Annotated in this window: 11 protein-coding genes; 4 read left to right on the plus strand and 7 right to left on the minus strand. The window is 59.9% G+C overall.

The features are described 5' to 3' along the window. The first annotated feature begins 20 nt into the window (after window positions 1-20). Window positions 21-3,614 (plus strand): DUF4082 domain-containing protein, encoded by a 3,594-nt coding sequence (locus tag IVB36_RS06165; protein WP_247390919.1) that lies wholly within the window; start codon window positions 21-23, stop codon window positions 3,612-3,614. Between the two features lie 150 nt (window positions 3,615-3,764). Here IVB36_RS06165 and IVB36_RS06170 read toward each other — a convergent pair whose 3' ends face one another. The 4 genes from IVB36_RS06170 to IVB36_RS06185 form a co-directional block, all read right to left on the minus strand. Beyond that, window positions 3,765-4,379 carry a transglutaminase-like cysteine peptidase gene (locus IVB36_RS06170; protein ID WP_247370104.1) on the minus strand — a complete coding sequence of 205 codons (615 nt, stop codon included), beginning with the start codon at window positions 4,377-4,379 and terminating at the stop codon, window positions 3,765-3,767. Window positions 4,380-5,035: 656 nt separating this feature from the next. Continuing rightward, window positions 5,036-6,349 (minus strand): HlyD family type I secretion periplasmic adaptor subunit, encoded by a 1,314-nt coding sequence (locus IVB36_RS06175; RefSeq protein ID WP_247370081.1) that lies wholly within the window; start codon window positions 6,347-6,349, stop codon window positions 5,036-5,038. Continuing rightward, window positions 6,346-8,280 carry a type I secretion system permease/ATPase gene (locus tag IVB36_RS06180; RefSeq protein WP_247370083.1) on the minus strand — a complete coding sequence of 645 codons (1,935 nt, stop codon included), beginning with the start codon at window positions 8,278-8,280 and terminating at the stop codon, window positions 6,346-6,348. Before IVB36_RS06180 ends, IVB36_RS06175 begins: the two co-directional genes overlap by 4 nt. Before the next feature lie 92 nt (window positions 8,281-8,372). Then, a complete protein-coding gene (locus tag IVB36_RS06185; protein WP_247390928.1) occupies window positions 8,373-10,841 on the minus strand; it encodes an Ig-like domain-containing protein in 2,469 nt (822 codons plus the stop codon). Between the two features lie 597 nt (window positions 10,842-11,438). Between IVB36_RS06185 and IVB36_RS06190 the strand changes: the two genes are divergently transcribed. Next, window positions 11,439-12,581, plus strand: coding sequence for a 2OG-Fe(II) oxygenase (locus IVB36_RS06190; protein ID WP_247370087.1), 1,143 nt, complete (start codon window positions 11,439-11,441; stop codon window positions 12,579-12,581). Between the two features lie 86 nt (window positions 12,582-12,667). Here IVB36_RS06190 and IVB36_RS06195 read toward each other — a convergent pair whose 3' ends face one another. From IVB36_RS06195 to IVB36_RS06205, 3 genes are read right to left on the minus strand one after another with little or no spacing between them, the layout of a single operon-like run. Continuing rightward, window positions 12,668-13,573: a right-handed parallel beta-helix repeat-containing protein gene (locus tag IVB36_RS06195; RefSeq protein ID WP_247390930.1), complete on the minus strand. Its 906-nt coding sequence runs from the start codon at window positions 13,571-13,573 to the stop codon at window positions 12,668-12,670. A 33-nt stretch (window positions 13,574-13,606) separates the two neighbouring features. After that, the gene (locus IVB36_RS06200; protein ID WP_247370091.1) at window positions 13,607-14,773 is read right to left on the minus strand and encodes a glycosyltransferase family 4 protein; all 1,167 of its coding nucleotides are present in this window, start codon (window positions 14,771-14,773) and stop codon (window positions 13,607-13,609) included. Window positions 14,774-14,783: 10 nt separating this feature from the next. After that, on the minus strand, window positions 14,784-15,875 hold the full coding sequence (locus IVB36_RS06205) for a glycosyltransferase family 2 protein (RefSeq protein WP_247370094.1): 1,092 nt from the start codon (window positions 15,873-15,875) through the stop codon (window positions 14,784-14,786). Between the two features lie 286 nt (window positions 15,876-16,161). Between IVB36_RS06205 and IVB36_RS06210 the strand changes: the two genes are divergently transcribed. Next, complete coding sequence (locus tag IVB36_RS06210) at window positions 16,162-16,809, plus strand: FkbM family methyltransferase (RefSeq protein ID WP_247370097.1); 648 nt, start codon at window positions 16,162-16,164, stop codon at window positions 16,807-16,809. After that, window positions 16,806-18,137, plus strand: coding sequence for a hypothetical protein (locus IVB36_RS06215; protein WP_247370099.1), 1,332 nt, complete (start codon window positions 16,806-16,808; stop codon window positions 18,135-18,137). The genes IVB36_RS06210 and IVB36_RS06215 overlap by 4 nt, the downstream gene beginning before the upstream one ends. Window positions 18,138-18,263: the final 126 nt, after the last annotated feature.

Raw genomic sequence — 18,263 nt, forward strand, 5'->3', positions numbered from 1 at the left:
TAGCCCCGGGAGTACAGAACGTGGCCACCACCACCACTCTGTTCACCACCCAGACACCGGTCTTCACCAACGCCACCGACGGAACAGGGGCGGATTACGAGCTGGGGATGCGCTTCACCAGCGACACGTCCGGCGTGATCCAGGCGATCCGGTACTACAAGGCCTCGAACGAGACCGGCACCCATATCGGCCACATCTGGTCGGCGACGGGCCAGGAGCTGGCGACCGTCACGTTCACCAATGAAAGCGCATCGGGCTGGCAGCAGATGACGCTCGCCACGCCGCTCACCATCACAGCCGGCACGACTTATGTGGTTTCGGTCAATATCAACAGCTACTACGTCTCCACCACGCAGGGCTTCGCGTCTGGCGTCAGCAATGGCGGCCTGAACGCTCCGGTCGGCGCCGGCGTCTTCGACTACACCGCGGGCGTCTTCCCCACCAACGTCTATCAGAACGCAAACTATTTCCGCGACGTCGTGCTCGCTGCGAGCGCGGCGAATCCCAATAATCACCCCGGTACGGTGAGCGTCAGCGGGACGCCGACGCAGAACCAGACCTTGACGGCGACGGTGAGCGATGCGGATGGAGTGCCGGCCGCCGTCACCTATCAGTGGCAGCAAAGCACGAACGGCACGACATGGAGCAACATCGCCGGCGTAACGGCGAGCACGCTGACCCTCGGCCAAGCCCAGGTCGGCAACTTCATCCGTGTCAATGCCGTCTACACGGACCTACTGGGCAGTCGCGAGACCCCGGTGAGCGCCGCGACCGCCACGGCGGTGGCCAATGTCAATGACGTCGGCGTCGTCACGATCAGCGGCACGGCGTCCCAGAACCAGACACTGGCGGCCAGCGTCACCGATCCTGACGGCGTCCCGGCGAGCATCACCTATCGCTGGCAGAGCAGCACCGACGGCACCACCTGGACGAACCTCGCTGCCACGACCTCCAGTCTCACCCTCGACAGCAGCCTGGTCGGCAAGCGGATCCGTGTGAGTGCTACCTACACCGACCTGCTCGGCGGCAGCGAGACCCCAACCAGCGCAGCCACGGCGACGGTTACAGCTGCGAGCACCACCACCACTTTGTTTACCACCCAGACGCCGTCCATCACCAACGCGACCGACGGGGTCGGCGCGGACTACGAGCTGGGGATGCGCTTCACCAGCGACACTTCCGGCGTGATCCAGGCGATCCGATATTACAAGGCCTCGAACGAGACCGGCACCCATGTCGGCCACATCTGGTCGGCAACGGGCCAGGAGCTAGCGACGGTCACGTTCACCAACGAAGGCACATCGGGCTGGCAGCAGGCGGCGCTCTCCACGCCGCTCACCATCACAGCCGGCACGACTTATGTGGTTTCGGTCAATATCAACAGCTACTACGTCTCCACCACGCAGGGCTTTGCATTTGGCGCCAACAATGGTGGCTTGAACGCTCCGGTCGGCGCCGGCGTCTTCGACTACACCGCGGGCGTCTTCCCCACCAACGTCTATCAGAATGCAAACTATTTCCGCGACGTCGTGTTCGCCCCATCCAACGTCATCGCACTCTTTAACACTTCAACGATCTATGTCAGTGAAGCGGCCGGCACGGCCACCGTCACCGTCGTGCGCTCCGGCGACCTCAGTTCTCAAAACACCGTTGAGTACACGACGAACGAAATCGGCACCGGCGGAAGCGCGACGGCAGGATCGGACTTCATCCAGCCCACCTTCAACGGTCGGGCGAACACCGGCCAGATCGTCTTCGCACCGGGCGAGAGCACGAAGAGCTTCACCATCCCGATCGTCAACGATCAACTGACCGAAGGCAACGAAACGTTCGCCATCGGCCTTCAAAATCCCGGCTCCGGCTCCCTCGGGGCTCCACGCACTGTGCTCGTAACCATCGTCGACGAAGACTCACCCGCCTCGATCGCTATGGCGGACGTCGTGATGAGTGTCGCGGAGAGCAGCCCGACGGCGACGATCACGCTGCTCCGCAGCGGCAACGTCAGTCAGGCAGCCACGGCCGGCTTCACGACGAGCAGCGGCAGCGCACTCGCAGGATCCGACTACACGACCACATCCGGCACGGTGACCTTTGCTGCCGGCCAGGTGAGCCAGACCATCTCGGTGCCGATCATCAATGATGCGACGCCGGAGAACGACGAGACCTTCACCATCACCTTGAGCAATCCGACGGGCGCCACGCTTGGCGCTCAGGCGACAACGACCGTGAAGATCCTGGACAACGACAACCCCGCTCTCGGCAATCTCGTGGGCGAGACGGCCGTCTCGGGGCTGAACCAGCCTGCGGCGATGGACTGGACTCCCGACGGCCGCTACATGCTGGTCGCGCAGAAGGACGGCGTGGTGCGGGTGGTGGACAACGGCACATTGCGATCGACTCCGCTCATCGACCTTTCGAGCGAGGTCAATGATTTCGGTGATCGCGGGCTGCTGGGGATCGCGGTGAATCCGAATTTCGCAAGCAACCACTATGTCTACCTGCTCTACACCTACGATCCGCCCGAGACGGCGGGCCAGAGCGGCCTTGCTGCCGCTGATCAGGGCGGCAACCGGCCTTGTCGTCTGGTGAGGGTTACTGTCGACCCCACCACGATGATCGCCAATCCGGCCAGCGAAGTGGTGCTGGTCGGCAAGAACAGCACCTGGGCGTATACCAGCCGTCCCGACGCGAACAGCGGCGGCGATCCCAGCATCGTTCCCTCCGGGATCGTCAACGGCACCACGATCACGGCTCCCGCCAGCCAGATCGAGACAGGAGCGCAGGACAACGATCCGGACAGAGCCGGCATCCAGAACCAGAACATCCGCGACTATCTTGCGACCGACAGCGATTCGCATTCGATCGGCGCCATTCATTTCGGCCCCGACGGCTACCTCTATATGACGGTCGGGGATGGCACATCGTACAACTTCGTCGATCCCCGCGCAGTGCGGGTCCAGGACATCCACAATCTCTCGGGCAAGCTGTTGCGGATCGATCCTGTCACGGGCGAGGGAGCGCCGGGCAATCCGTACTATCAGGCCGGCGATCCAAACAGCAATCAGTCGAAAGTGTTCTACTACGGCGTCCGCAACGCGTACCGCTTCAGCTTCGATCCCGTCACGAATCTGCCTGTGCTCGGAGACGTGGGCTGGAATAATTGGGAAGAGCTCAATACGGGGCCTGCGGGCTCGAACTTCGGATGGCCCTACTTTGAAGGTCCGAACAAAACCGCCAGCTACCAGAACCTCTCGCAGGCGATCACCTTCTACAACAATGGCAACCGCAACAATTTGTCCGACCCGCCTGCGGTGTTCCCGATCCTGCCTCTCAGCCACGGCGCACCGGACGGCTTCCATGTGATCACCGCGGGCGATTTCTACAATCAGAACACGATGTTCTTCGACGACGTCTACAATGGAACGATTTTCGCCGCGACGCTGGATGCGAACCGGCAGGTCGCAGGCGTCCAGTTGGTGGACAACGTGCCAGGCATTGTGGACATGCAGAAGGGGCCCGACGGTTGGGTCTATGGTGCCGATATATATGACGGCACGATCCGACGTTGGGTGGACCCCTCGGCCGCCGGCAACGTGGGCCTCGCGGCGTCATGACCACGAGTGCGCCGGGAGAAGGTGCCCCACTTGTGAGACTTGTATAGATCTGTGGGGCACGACAGAGCCGATGCCCTCACCGCACTTGCATGCTTGTGACAGGTCGTCCCGCCGGCGCAGTTCCGCATGATTCCGGCCACATGACAGGAGTCATGCTCCCGGGCGGCCAATCGTCGCCCACATTCGGCTGTCGCTCGGCATCTGCATCCGGACCCAGCCATATGGCACTTGCGACCAGGACTTGATCTCGGACGCCAGATTATCGAGGACCAGATCGCCGGTCCTGGCGCGCACCAGCAGCACGAGGTGATGGTCTCCAGAACTGGTGACCACCTCGCTTAATAGCAGGGCCCGCGCGGGCCAGCCGCGGTGCAGCAGCTCGTGACGCTTGCTCACTGCGTAGTCGTTGCAATCACCGCGATCGGGGTTAACGATCCACTGCTCACCTGCAAGGCCGAGTTCATTGGGCTGCGGAGCAATGGCGCGGTTCACGGCGCGATTGACTGCTTTCAGCTCTGCCCATCGTTCCTTGGTCAAACGGACCGGCCCGCCGCGGAAGAAGCGCCGCTGGCGACACTCGGCCTCATAGCGCATGCAGAACATCGTATAGCTGAAGGGCGGAAGCGTCGGGCGTCCCCGCTCGATATGCGCAAGAGCCGCTTGCGAAGTCCCTGGTGCGGTCAGCAATGCCGCACCCGCCCACTGAACGCCTCCGATCATGACAGCCAAGACTGCCGCGACGACTGGTCCCGAGGCTCGCTGCATCTGCCGATCCTCCTGCGAACGCCAAACCGAGCCCGGATTCACTGCTCAGCGCTGCCGCCCCGGTCATGGGAACGATCAACCGCCTGTAGTTTATTATTTAATACCAGTTAAATTTTAACTGGCAATAATAAGTTGAGAGTTAACTCAGCGAAGATGTCGCACGCAGACAGCTACCGGATGCCTGCGGCCTGCCGAAGTGAATGAAATGGAGCAAGAAGTTCCGATCGGCTCGGGGGTCCCGATGGATGGCCCGTCAAGCCTGACCCTGTACGCCAGGCGAATGGATGTTCTGAGCGGACGCTCGTTCGAGCGATCGGTGGTCTCGCCTACGGGCAACAGGCATCCGTTACGGTCGATCCGCCGCAAGCAGCGCGATTTGCTGCGACTGATCAGGAGGTGGGGCGGCCTCACAACGTTCGCGTTCGCGCCGCTAAATCTGCTGCGGCGACCTGACATCGCTAGAACGCTGCGGTGGAGCGTTCAAACCAGCGACTCTGTCTCGGCGCGTGTTGCGCTTTCGTCGGTCGGGCACGCCCGCTGCCGATGCGTCCGGCCGCCCAGCCCTGCTTTCAGAGGCTGTTCGCAACGCCGGCGCCCAGGGACAGGGCGCCGGCGCCGAATGCATGCGGTCGAGCGCTGCTTTCTTCCGCGTAGACTCAGCGCTCCTTGAACGCGCGACCCGCCTGATCCTGCAGCGGCTTGAGCAGATAGGACAGCGCGGTCCGGCCTGCCGTCTTGATGAAGACCTCGACCGGCATGCCGGGCAGGAGCTTGGCCGACCCAAGTTTCGCCAGCTCTGCCGGCTTCAGCAGGACACGGCCCGTGTAGTAGCTCGTGCCGGCGCGCTGATCCTGGGTAATGTCTGCCGAGACCATGCTGACCTCGCCGTCGATTTCGGGCGTGGTCTTCTGGTTGAACGCTGCGAACCGCATGGTCGCGATCTGCCCCATATAGACCTGGTCGATGTCGCGCGGTGCGATCTTGACCTCGACCGCAAGCGAGTCCGCATCCGGCACGATCAGCATGATCTGCTCGCCGGGAGAGATCACACCCCCGACCGTGTGGACGCTCAGCTCGTGGACGCGGCCCGATTGGGGAGCCCTGATCTCGATCCGATTCAGTTGATCCACCGCCGCGGTTTTGCGCTCGCCCAGTTCGGAGAGTTTGGAGCGCGTCTCGATCAGGTCCTTGCCGACTTCCGTCCGCAGGTCCTGGTCGATTTGAATGATCTGGAGTCCGATTTCCGAGATCTTGCCCTTCGACTGAGCAATCATTCCCGCAAGCTGGCTGCGCTCGCCTTCGATGCGGGCTGAGTCGCGCTCGAGAGCGTTAAGCCGCGTGATCGGCACCAGATTCTTTTGCCAGAGGCTGCGCACGCCCTCCAGCTCCTGGCGGATGAATTCGACTTCCTTCTGCTTGGCCTCGGTCTGGCCCGTGTAGCCCTTAATCTCGTTCTCCAGCTGCGCGCCTTTCTCCTGCAACTGCGCTTTTTGGCCGCTCCGCGCCTGACGACGCAGCTCGAACAGCTTCCGCTCCGCGGTGATTGCACGATTGGCCTCGGAGTTGCTCTCCTTGGCCCGATCGAGCAGCACCTTGGGAAACACGACCTGGTCGGCGCCATCGCGCTCGGCCTCGAGACGAGCCTGTCGCGCGAACAGCTCATCGATGCTGTTGGTGACGATCGTCGCATTGGCGAGCGTCTGGGTCTCGTCGAGGCGGATCAAAACGTCCCCTGCATTGACCCGGTCGCCTTGCCGCACGCGCAACTCTCCGATGATGCCGCCAGTGGCGTGCTGGACCTTCTTGACGTTCGAATCCACCACGACCACGCCCTGGGCGATCACCGCGCCCGACAACTGGGTCGTCGTCGCCCAGCCGCCGACCCCAAAGGTAACCAGAGCGAACATGATCATCCCAACGATCATGTAACGCTGGATGGACTGCAACGCCGGTGCTACCTGACCGCTCATCGGCCGCCTCCTTGAGCATCCGCGACAACCTTGAGCGGCACCGGATTCCGCAACACTCGCTTGAGAACCTCCTCCCTCTTGCCGAAGGACTGGACCCTGCCTTCGCCGAGGCACAAGACATGGTCCACGCCTTCCAGCGCCTTCGGCCGATGCGCGACAACGGCGACGATCCCGCCGCGGCGGCGCACGTTCAGGATCGCCTCGGTCAACGCCTCCTCGCCCTCGGCATCGAGATTGGAAGAGGGTTCATCAAGCACGACCAGGAAAGGCTTGCCGTAAAAGGCGCGCGCAAGCCCGATACGCTGCCGCTGCCCCGCCGACAGCGCCAGCCCTCCCTCGCCGATCTTCGTGCTGTAGCCGTCCGGAAGGGAGAGGACGAGGTCGTGCGCGCCCGCGGCATGCGAGGCTTCCAGAACAGCGGCGGCGGTTGCGTGCGGGTCGAAGCGCGCAATGTTCATTGCAATGCTGCCGTTAAACAATTCCACGTCCTGGGGCAGATAACCGATGTGCTTGCCGAGGGCGTCCGACGACCAGTGATCGAGGGCCGCGTTGTCGAGCCGGATCCGGCCTCGAATGCACGGCCACACCCCGACCAGCGCACGCGCGAGCGTCGACTTGCCTGATCCGCTCGGACCAATGATTCCGACCGCCTGCCCGCTCCGCAGCTGGAAAGACACTTCGCTCAGAGTTGCCCTTTCGGTGTTCGGCGCGCCGATATAGAGGTTCTCGGCGGTGAGGGTTTCGACGGGCGCAGGCAATGCCAACCGCTCCTCCTCGTGAGGCAGAAGCTTCAGCAAGTGATCGAGCCGTTGTCCCGATTGTCGCGCGGCGACGAATCCCTTCCAGTTCGCAATGGCCATTTCGACGGGAGCCAGGGCCCGCGCGGTGAGGATCGATCCGGCAATGATGATGCCGGCCGTCGATTCTTGGTTGATGACGAGGACGGCGCCAACGGCGAGAACCAGCGATTGCAAGATCGACCGGAAAATCTTGGAGGCACCACCGAGTCCGTTTGCGACATCGCTGGCCCGTTCATGGGCCGCGAGGTACTTCGCATTGACATCCCGCCAACGCAAGGCCGCCTGGTGCCGCATGCCCATGGCCTGCAGAACTTCGGCATTGCGCCGCCCCTCGAGCGCGAGGGCAGTTCGCGAAACAGCGAGACGCGAGCTCGCTTTTGCCGGGCCTCGGGTGCGCGTTTCCGTGAGCATCGTAATGCCGACCAGCACCAGTGCGCCGATCAGCGCAGTGACGCCAATCCAGAAGTGAAAGAGGAAGCAGACGCCGAGATAGATCGGCATCCAGGGCAGATCGAAGAGCGCCGTGGGCCCTCCGCTCGACAGGAAGCTGCGGACCTGATCGAGGTCCCGCACCGGCTGCAGGCCGTCGCCATCCGCTCTGGTCTTCAACGGCAGGCGAACAAGCGCGTCGAAGATGCGAACGCCGAGGCTTTCGTCGAGATACCGGCCGACCCGGGCGCTGATCCTGCTCCTGACGAGATCGAGCCCGCCCTGAAACAGGTAAAGCACCGTGGCCAGAACTATCAAGGCGATCAGCGTCGGTATGCTGCGTCCGGGCAGCACCCGATCATAGACTTGCAGCATGAAAAACGAGCCGGTGAGCATGAGCAGATTGCTCATCCCGCTGAAGGCCGCGAGTGCCCAGAAAATCCGGCGGCAAGACCGCAGGAAAGCCGACAACTCCGACTGCGACTCGTCGTAGTGATCCACCGGCCGAGGTCGACCGGCGAATATCCGTTGCCGCAACGCTTCGATCAGGCCCTTGGCCCGGTCGATCAGTTGCGGCGTCCGCAGTTCGGCCTCTTCCGCCCACTGCCGTCCGGCCGTCCAGAGTCCTGATATGTGCAGAAGTGGAATTCGATAGAGATTCGCGGGCGGGGGGAATCCCCCCCGCCGTCCAAAGTCAATCATGGTAGCCGCCCTTGAGCCATGCCTTGTCGGAAGATCCCCCAAGAGATCCCCAAGGCAGTTGTTGAGTACTACTCGGTGTGGAAGTCCGTACCTTACGCGAAGTGGAAGTCGTTGCTGGTCAACGCGCCGAGCTTGGCGTTCTTCAGTGTGAGCGTATCGCTCCCCGTCGCGATCACGACCTCGGTGCCCGACTGGGTCGCGTGGGAGAGGACGCTCGCAAAACTGTCGAACACGCTTTTGCTGAACTCGATCGTGTCGTGCGCAGGACCGCGCGCAACGAACCCCTTGATGACGTCGTTGCCGAAGCCCGCGCCAAACACGAAGGTGTCGGCCTGGCTGCTGCCAACGAAGGTGTCATCGCCCGACGTGCTCTTCAGGGTCGTGTTGCCAGCCGAGGCGACGAACGTACTGCCCGCAGCAGCAACGGTGCTACTGGCTGCAGTGGACGACGTAGCTACGGTGGACGTACCGATCTGCCCGTCAGTGTTCAGATCCTGATGGAAGCTGGTCTCGAGCGACTTGAGGCCGGAGTCCGTACCCGACACGGAGCCGCCCGACGTGGAGCCCGTCAGGGAGCTGACATGGGAGACGTAGTTGCCGTTGTTGTCGGTGTTCCACGCCGTGTACTGACCGGTGCTCGCTTCCTTCCAGACGACCTGATAGCCCGTCGCCGTCTTCTCCGCAGCAATCGGTGCCCAGCTGCCATCTGACCCGCTGACGAAATCGGCACCGCTATCCTTCAGCGAGGGGCCCGTTCCGGTGCTGCCATTGAGGTAGAACTTTCCGCCACTCTCAACGAGACTTGTCACACCAGCCGCCTCGACCACCTTGCCAGTGGTCTGCGCTGGCGACGTCGGTGCGGTGGCAGTGGAAGTACCGATCTGCCCGTCACCGTTCAGATCCTGATGGAAGCTGGTCTCGAGCGACTTGAGGCCGGAGTCCGTACCCGACACGGAGCCGCCCCACGTTGACCCGGTCAGGGTGTCGACATGGGAAACGTAGTTGCCGTTGTTGTCGGTGTTCCACGCCGTGTACTGACCGGTGCTGGCCTCCTTCCACGCAACCTCATAGCCAGTCGCGGTCTTCTCCGCACCAATTGGTGCCCAGGTGCCATCCGACCCCTTCACAAACGCCACGCCGTTATACTTCAGCGTGGGGCCCGATCCGGTGATGCCGTTGAGGTCAAATTTGCCGCTGCTCTCAACGAGAGTTGTCGAGCCAGCCGACTCGACCACCGTACCGGCAGTCGGCGGCGTGGGCGCGGTCGGTGACGTCGGGGCCGAGTTGGTGATGCTCGCCGCGAACGCGGTGGACGCCGTGCCGGTATTGCCTGCCGCGTCCGTTGCCTTGGCGGTGAGGCTGTGCGAACCGGCTGCCAGGGCAGCGCTGGTGTAGCCCCAAGCGCCACTGCTGTCGGCCGTGACGGACCCGATCTGGATCGTGCCGTCGAATACCTTGACGACGCTGGTCGCTTCCGCCGAGCCGGACAACACCACCTGATTGGCACTGTTCACCGTATGGCTCGCCATGGTCGGCGCAGTCGGCGCTTTGGTGTCGACGGTGATTGCCAACGCAGACGACGACGCGCTGGTCTGACCCGATGTGTTGGTCGCCGTTGCGGTCAGCGTATGCTTGGCGTCAGTTAGGACCTTCGTGATGTAGTCCCAATTGCCGCTCGAGTCCGCAGTGGCCGAACCGATCTGGGTCGTACCATCGTAGAACTTGACCGTGCTGCCTGCAGCAGCGGACCCCTTCAACTCGATGGTGTTGTCGCTGGTGATCTTATCACCAGCGGTGCCGCTATCGGTCGAGAACGACGCGATGACGGGAGCGGATGGTGCGGCTGGCGCAGTCCCGCCCGTGTTGGTACCGCTGTTCGCCGATGTGTTGAGCGTGGAGGCCAGAGCGACTCCGTCATTAACATTCCCACTTATGACGGGAACATGACCAAGTTCGGTCCTCAGATCCATGTCACCCCAATAACCACCCCCGACGTGATTGTTCGTATAGGAGACATTCGTGACCGAGCCGCCGCCGGGCTGGCCGTTGGCCACCTCATTGAGGTAAGCAGTGTAGCCACCGCCAACCAGTAGATTGTTGTCGATTTTGACGTTATCGATAGGCCCCCAATAATTGTCGAGCATGATCACCCCTGTCTGAGTGTGCTCGTTGATGACCGTGTTGTGACTGATGGTCAGATTAGAAAAGCCGCCATCGGCTTGGATCCCATCGAAATGCGAATCGGAAGTGCCCTGCATATCGTGGATGTAGTTATTCTGAATAGCGGTATTATCGCCTGAGACGCCGATACCATCAGCACACCCATGGATGTTGTTATTCAGGAACGTTCCTTGTCCAGTGATACCCTGGCCACCGGACGCCATCCCGTTGATATCGCAATTCTCGATAACGGCTCCTGTGATGCCGTCCGCGACCCGGACGACCGTCCATCCATCGCCCGATATCTTACAGTCTTTCAAGGTCACGTTCGGCGCATTGATGACCACCATACCAGTGATTTCGAGTCCAGAGATCACCGCCCCCGGTGTGTTGATCGTCATGCCACCTGATGGAGTTAGGGTGACGCCCGCCGACACCCCCGTATTCGTCGCATCAGGCCAAGCAGTAGTAGTTGCCAAGAGACTTCTCCTTCGCAGTTTAAATGTGCAGTGAGTTTCTGGCCGCGATTATTGTCCCCACGCGCGCCATGCGCTGTCTCATGCTCCGTCGGCGAGTACTTTTTTTAGACCAGATGGCGGCGTGACTAGGGTTATTTTTTGGGTGGCCCGCACCACACAGATCGCTTCGATATTTAAAAACGCCAAATAATTCCGCCGCATAGCCGGCAATAGGGTGCGCAGCGCAGGAGTTTACCGCAAGGTCACACTGAAAGTTATTCACGCTTTTTGAAAGTGTGTGGCAACGCCAGCAAGCATCGAGCTACTGAGCTGGATCCGCAGCGCGGCTCGACAATTAAATAAAGTAGACTGCATTAAACACTAACCCACGCCACGACGATGCGCAGCCAAAAGGAGATCGTTTGCATTGCAGGCGATCATCCGCACACAACAACGAGGGCCACGTCACCATAATTCAGCCCCGGCCGACTGAAAGAACGCTCCTCGATACTGGCTAGGGCGGCTCAAATAGGACCCAGCATGACTCGAAACTTACCTCTAAATGTTGGCGAACCAGCCCCGTGGTTCTCCGCATCCACCGGCACACAGCTTCGCAATACCATTGCTTTCGACGAACTTGCCGGTCGCCTCATCGTGCTGTTTTTCTTTGGCACTGCTGCTCGCCCCAGTGTCGCCGAAGCGCTCAGCGCCTTCGAGAAGCATGACGATTTATTTGACGGGAAACGCGCCCTTTTCGTTGGGGTGAGCAATGATCCGGATGACTTCCGTCTGGAGCGAGTCCGCCATGATCGTGCCGGTCAGCTCTTTCTATTTGATTCAACCGGAGCCATTCTGCGACGATATGTTGCGCCAGAAGAACCGACGGCGCTCGCAACAATCGAGCCGGCTGCTTTCATATTAAGTCCGGCACTACAGATTATTGAAATTGTGCGCCTAGCCCAACCGACTGGCTTTGTCGGGCAAATCGTTTCCAAGTTGACAGACCAGCTGGATAGCCCACCAAGTGGCCAAGCCGCACCAGTGCTCATCATACCTCAAGTGTTCGATCCTCTGTTTTGTCGTAAGCTTGTCGACCTTCACGAGGCGAACGGTGGGCGCGAAATCGGAGTGGTAGAAAACGAAGGAAAAATCGTCCGGCGTTTCGATCCCACATTTAGGAAACGCTTGGATCACTACATCGTAGATGAGGATGCACTTCGGCAAGCCAGAGAATCATTGGCGCGGCGACTTCTGCCCCTGGTTTATCGCGCATTCCAATTCTCTGCGACGCGTATCGAGCGATATCTGGTTGCGTGCTACGACGCGACGACTGGGGGACATTTCAAGCCACACCGCGACAATACGGCACCAATGGTCGCTCACCGTCGCTTCGCCGTCACCATCAATTTGAACGAAACTTTCGAAGGCGGTTACCTCAATTTCCCCGAATTCAATTCTCAAACCTATCGCACTCGACCGGGGGACGCGATCGTGTTTTCCTGCTCTCTTTTGCACGAAGTCACACCGGTCACACGTCATCGCCGTTACGCGTTCGTATCTTTTCTCTATGATGAGATCTCTCAACAGATCCGTGAGAAAAACAGCACGTCGTTGGCCAACAGCGACAGCATGGCTCGCCGAGCCCAGCAGGAGGATCACGCCTCAGGCTTTCCCAAATCATAAGCGCCAAACGATGCCTCGATTGCGGCAAATCCTCCTCTTAGCATTCTCGCACTCGTTGCTTGGTTCGATTACTCCCTGAATCGAGGTCACCTTTTTAAGGCTGGTTTTCTCGGCCCCCGAACAGGTCGACCAGTGAATCTGTCAATGTTGCCCGAGATAATCGGCACGTTGCCCAACTCAGTTCTAAGATCAAGAGGGCCCCAATATCCTCCGGCGAGTTGGTTGTTCGTGAACACTACGTTCGTCACCGGCCCACCGCCAGGTTGGCCTTTCGCAACTTCGTTTATGTAGATGGTATATCCGCCGCCGACCAGCAGATTGTTGTCAATCATGACATCGTCGATCGGCCCTGTATAATTATCGATCATGACCGCCGACGTTTGGGTATTCTCGTTGATGATAGTGTTCCGCCGAATGCTCAGATGAGAAAACTTCCCGTCGGCTTGGATCCCATCAAAGTGAGAGTCGGAAGGCCCCGTTATCTGATGGATGTAGTTGCCTTCTATTAGCGTGTTGTCGCCGCGGACATCAATTCCGTCGGCACAACCATGGATATTGTTTCTGAGAAACGTCCCTTGGCCGGCAATGCACTGACCGCCATATCCTCGATTATCAATCTCGCAATTTTGGATGATTGTCCCTGAAATTTCACCCCTAATCACAATGACGTTGTGTCCCGCATGGGTAACCTTGCAATCCTGCAACCTGACGTCCGGAGCCTCGACTACCACCGCACCGGTAATATCGAGACCTTCGATTACAGTACCTGGAGTACTAATCACGAATCCAGAAGAGGCGGCCAGAAACTTGCCGGGAGGAACGCCGGTGGTCGTCGCATCCGGAAAGCCGGTCAAATCAATCGCCTTGTCGCGAAACCTAATTGTCTCTGCGTCAGACGCGGACGAAATAAGAATCTGAAAAATGGCCGAGCAGACCCCTGCGCGGCGCTTAGTGGGTCGGTAGTGCTGAAGCAAATACCACAACTTCCTCACCTTCACGCTCCTAGCCTAAGCCGCTGGCCGCATTTAAGCAAAAGCTGCGGCCGGAACGGCCGCGACATGCTCCAAGATCTGTCGCCTTCGCTTGGCAGCAACTTCATCCCAACCAAATGCGCGCGCGCGTTCCGCGGCTGCCGCGCCCAAGCGCCTTCGACGGTTCGCGTCCTCTGCAAGAGTGCGAATTGCCATTACCCACCCATCACGGTCATAGGCGTTCAGGATGAGCCCTTCCTGACCATCGCGCACAATCCTTCCCATTCCCATTGGAGTCGTGATGGCCGGTAAGCCACATCCGCACGCTTCGTAGGTCACTTGTGGCCCCCCCTCCTCCAGGGAGGCAAAGACGAAGATGTCAGCAGAGCGATAGAGGCCGCCAATGTCGTCGACGTAGTCAAGCACAACAACATCAGGCCTTGCCAGAAGAGCGGCGCACTGCTCCTTTATGGCGGTCTCAAGCACGCCCGCCAGCACGAGTCGTCCACGAACGTTGCTCCGCGCCCAATAATCCAGGAGCAGATGACAGCCCTTCCTGACGCAAATGGAGCCAGCGAATACCGCAGTAATGCCGTCGCACGGCGGCAGGAGTCTGTTGGCCCCGCTAAATCGCTGCGGGTCCCACCCATAACTCGTACTCACCAATTTCGACGCAGGCAGGCCGGTGCGAAGAAGCGATGCCTCGACCATAGCATTTGGACAAAAGATAAAGTCTACAGCATCCAGAGCGGCCTGCTCGGCATCGACGGATTCGTCCGTAATTCCGTGACGAGGAGAGATGCCCAACTGTTCGTACGCCTCATCGAGAATGACTTTGGCTGAACCTCGATGGCAATTAATCATCTCTCGAAAGACTGGTATGTTACGGCGCTTAAGTTCAAGGATAGTGTTCAACGATGCATCTGGCCAGATATACGCAATGCGATCTCCGGATGTTTCCTTGGTCATCTGTTTAAGAAATATACCTTCAATCGTTCTCGATGATCTCGATCGCACCCACTTGTACGGCACATATCGAGCCCATATCGGAAGGACCTGCACAACCTTTGCGGGGGATACAAGATCCATTGCTGCGCGAGGCGAAACGATCGTGACCGCAAAATCAGAATCTGTCATCCCGCGGGCCAGCATTCCGCAAGTATACGCGGGCCCCTTCGGAGTCACCGGCAGAGGCATGAACACACCCACATGCGCACTCATACGACAGCCCCTAGCCGCTTACTTGCTCAGTATGCCATTCCGGCCGGCCCATCTCACCCTTCAATCCAGCAACAAGTCCTTCCACCGCCGCGCGACTGTTGTTTGGTGCTCCCTGCAGCAGGAACCGGAACGCATACATGAGCGAAACTGCAATTCTAAGAGGCACCGACCACGGAAAATGTCGTCGCACAAAGCGAATGCAATTGCGGTGCTGTAGATAGACGGAGAGCACCGGTATGGCCGATGACGTCCTTCCCGATCCCGTCGTCGTACCTCGCTTGTGAACGACGATTGACTCGGCCGCATAACCGAGCCCCAAATGTCTCGCGCGAAGCCCCCAATCCATATCCTCGTAGAACAGGAAAAAGCTTTCATCCATGAGGCCGATCCGCTCGATGCACCAACGGGTCACGTACATCGATGCCCCCGACGGGCTATCCATCGCGTCTTCAACCGCGGCGACGTTGCAGGACACGTCGAGAAGCTCTCCCAAGCCGATGGCAACGTCTCTGGCCGCCAGCCTCCGCCAGGAAAGACCGCCGCGAAATCTCACATGGTCCGCGTCCAAGCTGTCGAGAATAGTGCTGCCCACCATCGCCTTCCGGCCGGACTCCGCCCGTTCGTGTAGCGCCGCCAACGCAGACTCTGTCGGCTGGGTGTCTGGATTCAAGATCCAGATGGCACGCCAGGTGGGTATCGCAGAGAGGAGGCGCAGCCACGCGTTAATCCCGCCTGCGTAGCCCAAATTGTCGAAGGCGCATCCAACCCAGACATTTGACGACCTTGCTCGGAGAGACAGGCGCTGAACGTCCGTAAACCGGCTGATGTCGCCGTCCAGTCCGGTTCCATAGGACTGGCCGCGCCGACAGGGCCCTCCTTCGCTGATCAGGGCGCTTACAAGCTGGAGATAGGCATCACGACCGCCATTCTCGCAAATGAAGATGTCGAAAGCCGGCGAAGTGGTCGCACGTGACAATGCCTGCAGACAGTCAACGACGTCCTCTGCGTTGCGGTAACCGACGATGAGCACCGCCACCTCGCAAACGAGGCTTTCCGCCAGCCCATACGAAGCATCCGTTTCGCCAACCTTCAACCCGGCCATGGGGAACTTCCGTTCGACTATTTAATAAATAATATACTTTTTCCTATCTTTAAATGCCAGATATTGCAATCTCATTTATTTTGTTTAATCTAAAGCCATTGAATGGCCGCCGTAAATTGCGCGTGGGCAAGGTCCTATCGTCATGAGCTTGAAGCCTTTTGCCCGTTTCGCATATGCGAACATCCCCGGCGTTGCCGCCGCTCGATTTGCGTTCAAGGACGCGGCGGCCTCATATTTCGCAAAACCCGAGTACAGGGGCGCGGCCTGGACCTCCAGCGTTGATGGCTTGATCATCGACATCGGGGCCAATCGCGGACAAAGTATCCAGGCGTTCAAGAGGTTCAGGCCGCGAGCGAGCATCGCGGCCTTTGAGCCCGAACCGCTCTCGGCCGCGCGGCTCAAAGTCCGATTCTCCGGAGATCGGTCCGTCTCGATATTCCCCTGCGCTCTGGGAGCCAAGCCGGGCACCATCACGTTCTTCGTCCCCTCATACGGTCGGTGGGCTTGCGACGGCATGGCGGCGACCTCGCGGGAGGCGGCGACCAACTGGCTGAACGACGGCGGCCGCATGTACCGTTTCGATCAGTCCAAGCTGACCGTGGGCGAACACAAAATCGAATGCCGCACGCTCGATTCCTTTGCCATGTCACCCTCCCTGATCAAGGTTCACGCTCAGGGAGCCGAGTTGGAGATACTGCAAGGATCCGAGCACACGCTGAGGCGGCACAAGCCGGCACTGATGTGCGCCTTTGCATCGGACGAGATTTCGGGATTCGTCGCCGACATCGGTTATCGGCCGCACGTCTTCCAGAGCGGGCGTTTCGTGTGGGGACTGGCGCCGCGTTCGGTCACTTTCACTTGGTATTTGACCGAAGAACACAGCGACCGCGTCCAGATCGAAGCGGGGTCACCGGACAAGGCGGTCCTCTCATGAGCATCATTGCTGAAGGCGAGTTCGGCTTGACAAGTACGGCCCTGCCGAGAGCCTCCGAGCGATGCAGCACCTTGCCGGCCTGGCTGCTGCTGATGGGGCTCATCCTGCCGGCGGCGCAAGTCCAGCTTTATCTCGCCGATGCGAAACTCACGGTCGGGCGGATCGGCATCCTGCTCCTCATAATCCCTGCCGCGGCGAGACTGGTCAGGGCCGGCCGTCACATCCTCGTCTCGGACTATCTTGCCTGTGCGGTCGCGGCCTGGATGTTCGCAGCCGCCACCTACACGGGCGGGCCGGGTGCGATCTCATCGACTGGCGCCGAGAGCCTCGAGTTTCTGGGCGGCTACCTTGTGGCGCGCGGATTTTTCTTCGGCCCGGCGGCCATTTACAGCTTCATTAAACCATTCAAGCTTGTGACTGCTTACATAGTCGTGCTGGCGCTTTTCGATAACCTTTCGGGCCGGCTCATCGTTCAAGAAATGTTCTCTGCCGCCTTCGGCAGCTCTGCGACGCTCTCGCCCGACTACAGGCTCTATTGGGTGAGAGCCGCCTCGACGTTCGACCACCCCATTCTGTTGGGCACCTACTGCACCGTCGCTTGCGGCATCTTCCTGTTTTCGGAGCAACGCCCATTGTCGAAGTTGCTTTGGGCGGGACTTTCTGTTTTCGGCTGCCTCTTGTCGCTGTCCTCCGCGCCATTATTGTCGTGCGTCATTGTCATGATGCTCTACCTTTATGACACGGCGCTGAAACAATATTCTGAACGCTGGCGCGCGCTGCAGCTGTGTCTTGTCACGATCGTTCTCGTGATCCTGGCCGTTGCCAATCACCCGCTTGGCTGGATCATCTCGCACCTGACCTTCGATCCGGTGTCGGGATACTTTCGAATGTTGATCTGGGACGCAGCCATACAAAAGATCATGGATTCTCCTTTCACAGGCTACGCATTCGGCCCGCTCAAGCACGACATTCTCGACACCACGGTCGACTCGGTCTGGCTAGTATTCGCGCTTCGGTTCGGACTTCCCATGATCATCCTTCTCGTCTTGACGAATATTGCGAGCGTCCTACCGGCAAAGAGTCGCTTTCAGGGCGTCATGGAAGATCCCAGCGCGCCAGATCTGCGCATCGCGTTCACCGTTGCCGTCGTGATGCTCATGTTCACCGGGCTGACGGTCCACTACTGGAACTACCTCTGGATATTTTGGGGAGTGTGCATCGGCATCAGGGCGTCGCTGCGGGAGTCCTCACTGTATCCGGTTTCCCCCTACCCAACGGTCCGAACGCGCCGTCGGGAGCGAAACGCGGCAAGCAGCATGGCAGCCTGAGAGCCACGGAGCCGACTATAGCATCTTTAGTCGTCCGTGAACAAGGCACTAAGCGATTGAGCAGGAGTCAGTTTTCCGGTTGCGGCGGCATTTGAGATTGCAGGGATTGGGGGCTTGAGGCCCCCA

This window comes from Bradyrhizobium sp. 35 (assembly GCF_023073215.1).
Taxonomy (GTDB): Bacteria; Pseudomonadota; Alphaproteobacteria; order Rhizobiales; family Xanthobacteraceae; genus Bradyrhizobium; species Bradyrhizobium canariense_D.

Bases quoted from the DNA above. Each gene is read 5' to 3' on its own strand.
- IVB36_RS06170 (WP_247370104.1), bottom strand. From the start codon at position 4,379: ATGCAGCGAGCCTCGGGACCAGTCGTCGCGGCAGTCTTGGCTGTCATG.
- IVB36_RS06175 (WP_247370081.1), bottom strand. From the start codon at position 6,349: ATGAGCGGTCAGGTAGCACCGGCGTTGCAGTCCATCCAGCGTTACATG.
- IVB36_RS06180 (WP_247370083.1), bottom strand. From the start codon at position 8,280: ATGATTGACTTTGGACGGCGGGGGGGATTCCCCCCGCCCGCGAATCTC.
- IVB36_RS06185 (WP_247390928.1), bottom strand. From the start codon at position 10,841: ATGACGATCAACACACCGGGGGCGGTGATCTCTGGACTCGAAATCACT.
- IVB36_RS06190 (WP_247370087.1), top strand. From the start codon at position 11,439: ATGACTCGAAACTTACCTCTAAATGTTGGCGAACCAGCCCCGTGGTTC.
- IVB36_RS06200 (WP_247370091.1), bottom strand. From the start codon at position 14,773: ATGAGTGCGCATGTGGGTGTGTTCATGCCTCTGCCGGTGACTCCGAAG.
- IVB36_RS06205 (WP_247370094.1), bottom strand. From the start codon at position 15,875: ATGGCCGGGTTGAAGGTTGGCGAAACGGATGCTTCGTATGGGCTGGCG.
- IVB36_RS06215 (WP_247370099.1), top strand. From the start codon at position 16,806: ATGAGCATCATTGCTGAAGGCGAGTTCGGCTTGACAAGTACGGCCCTG.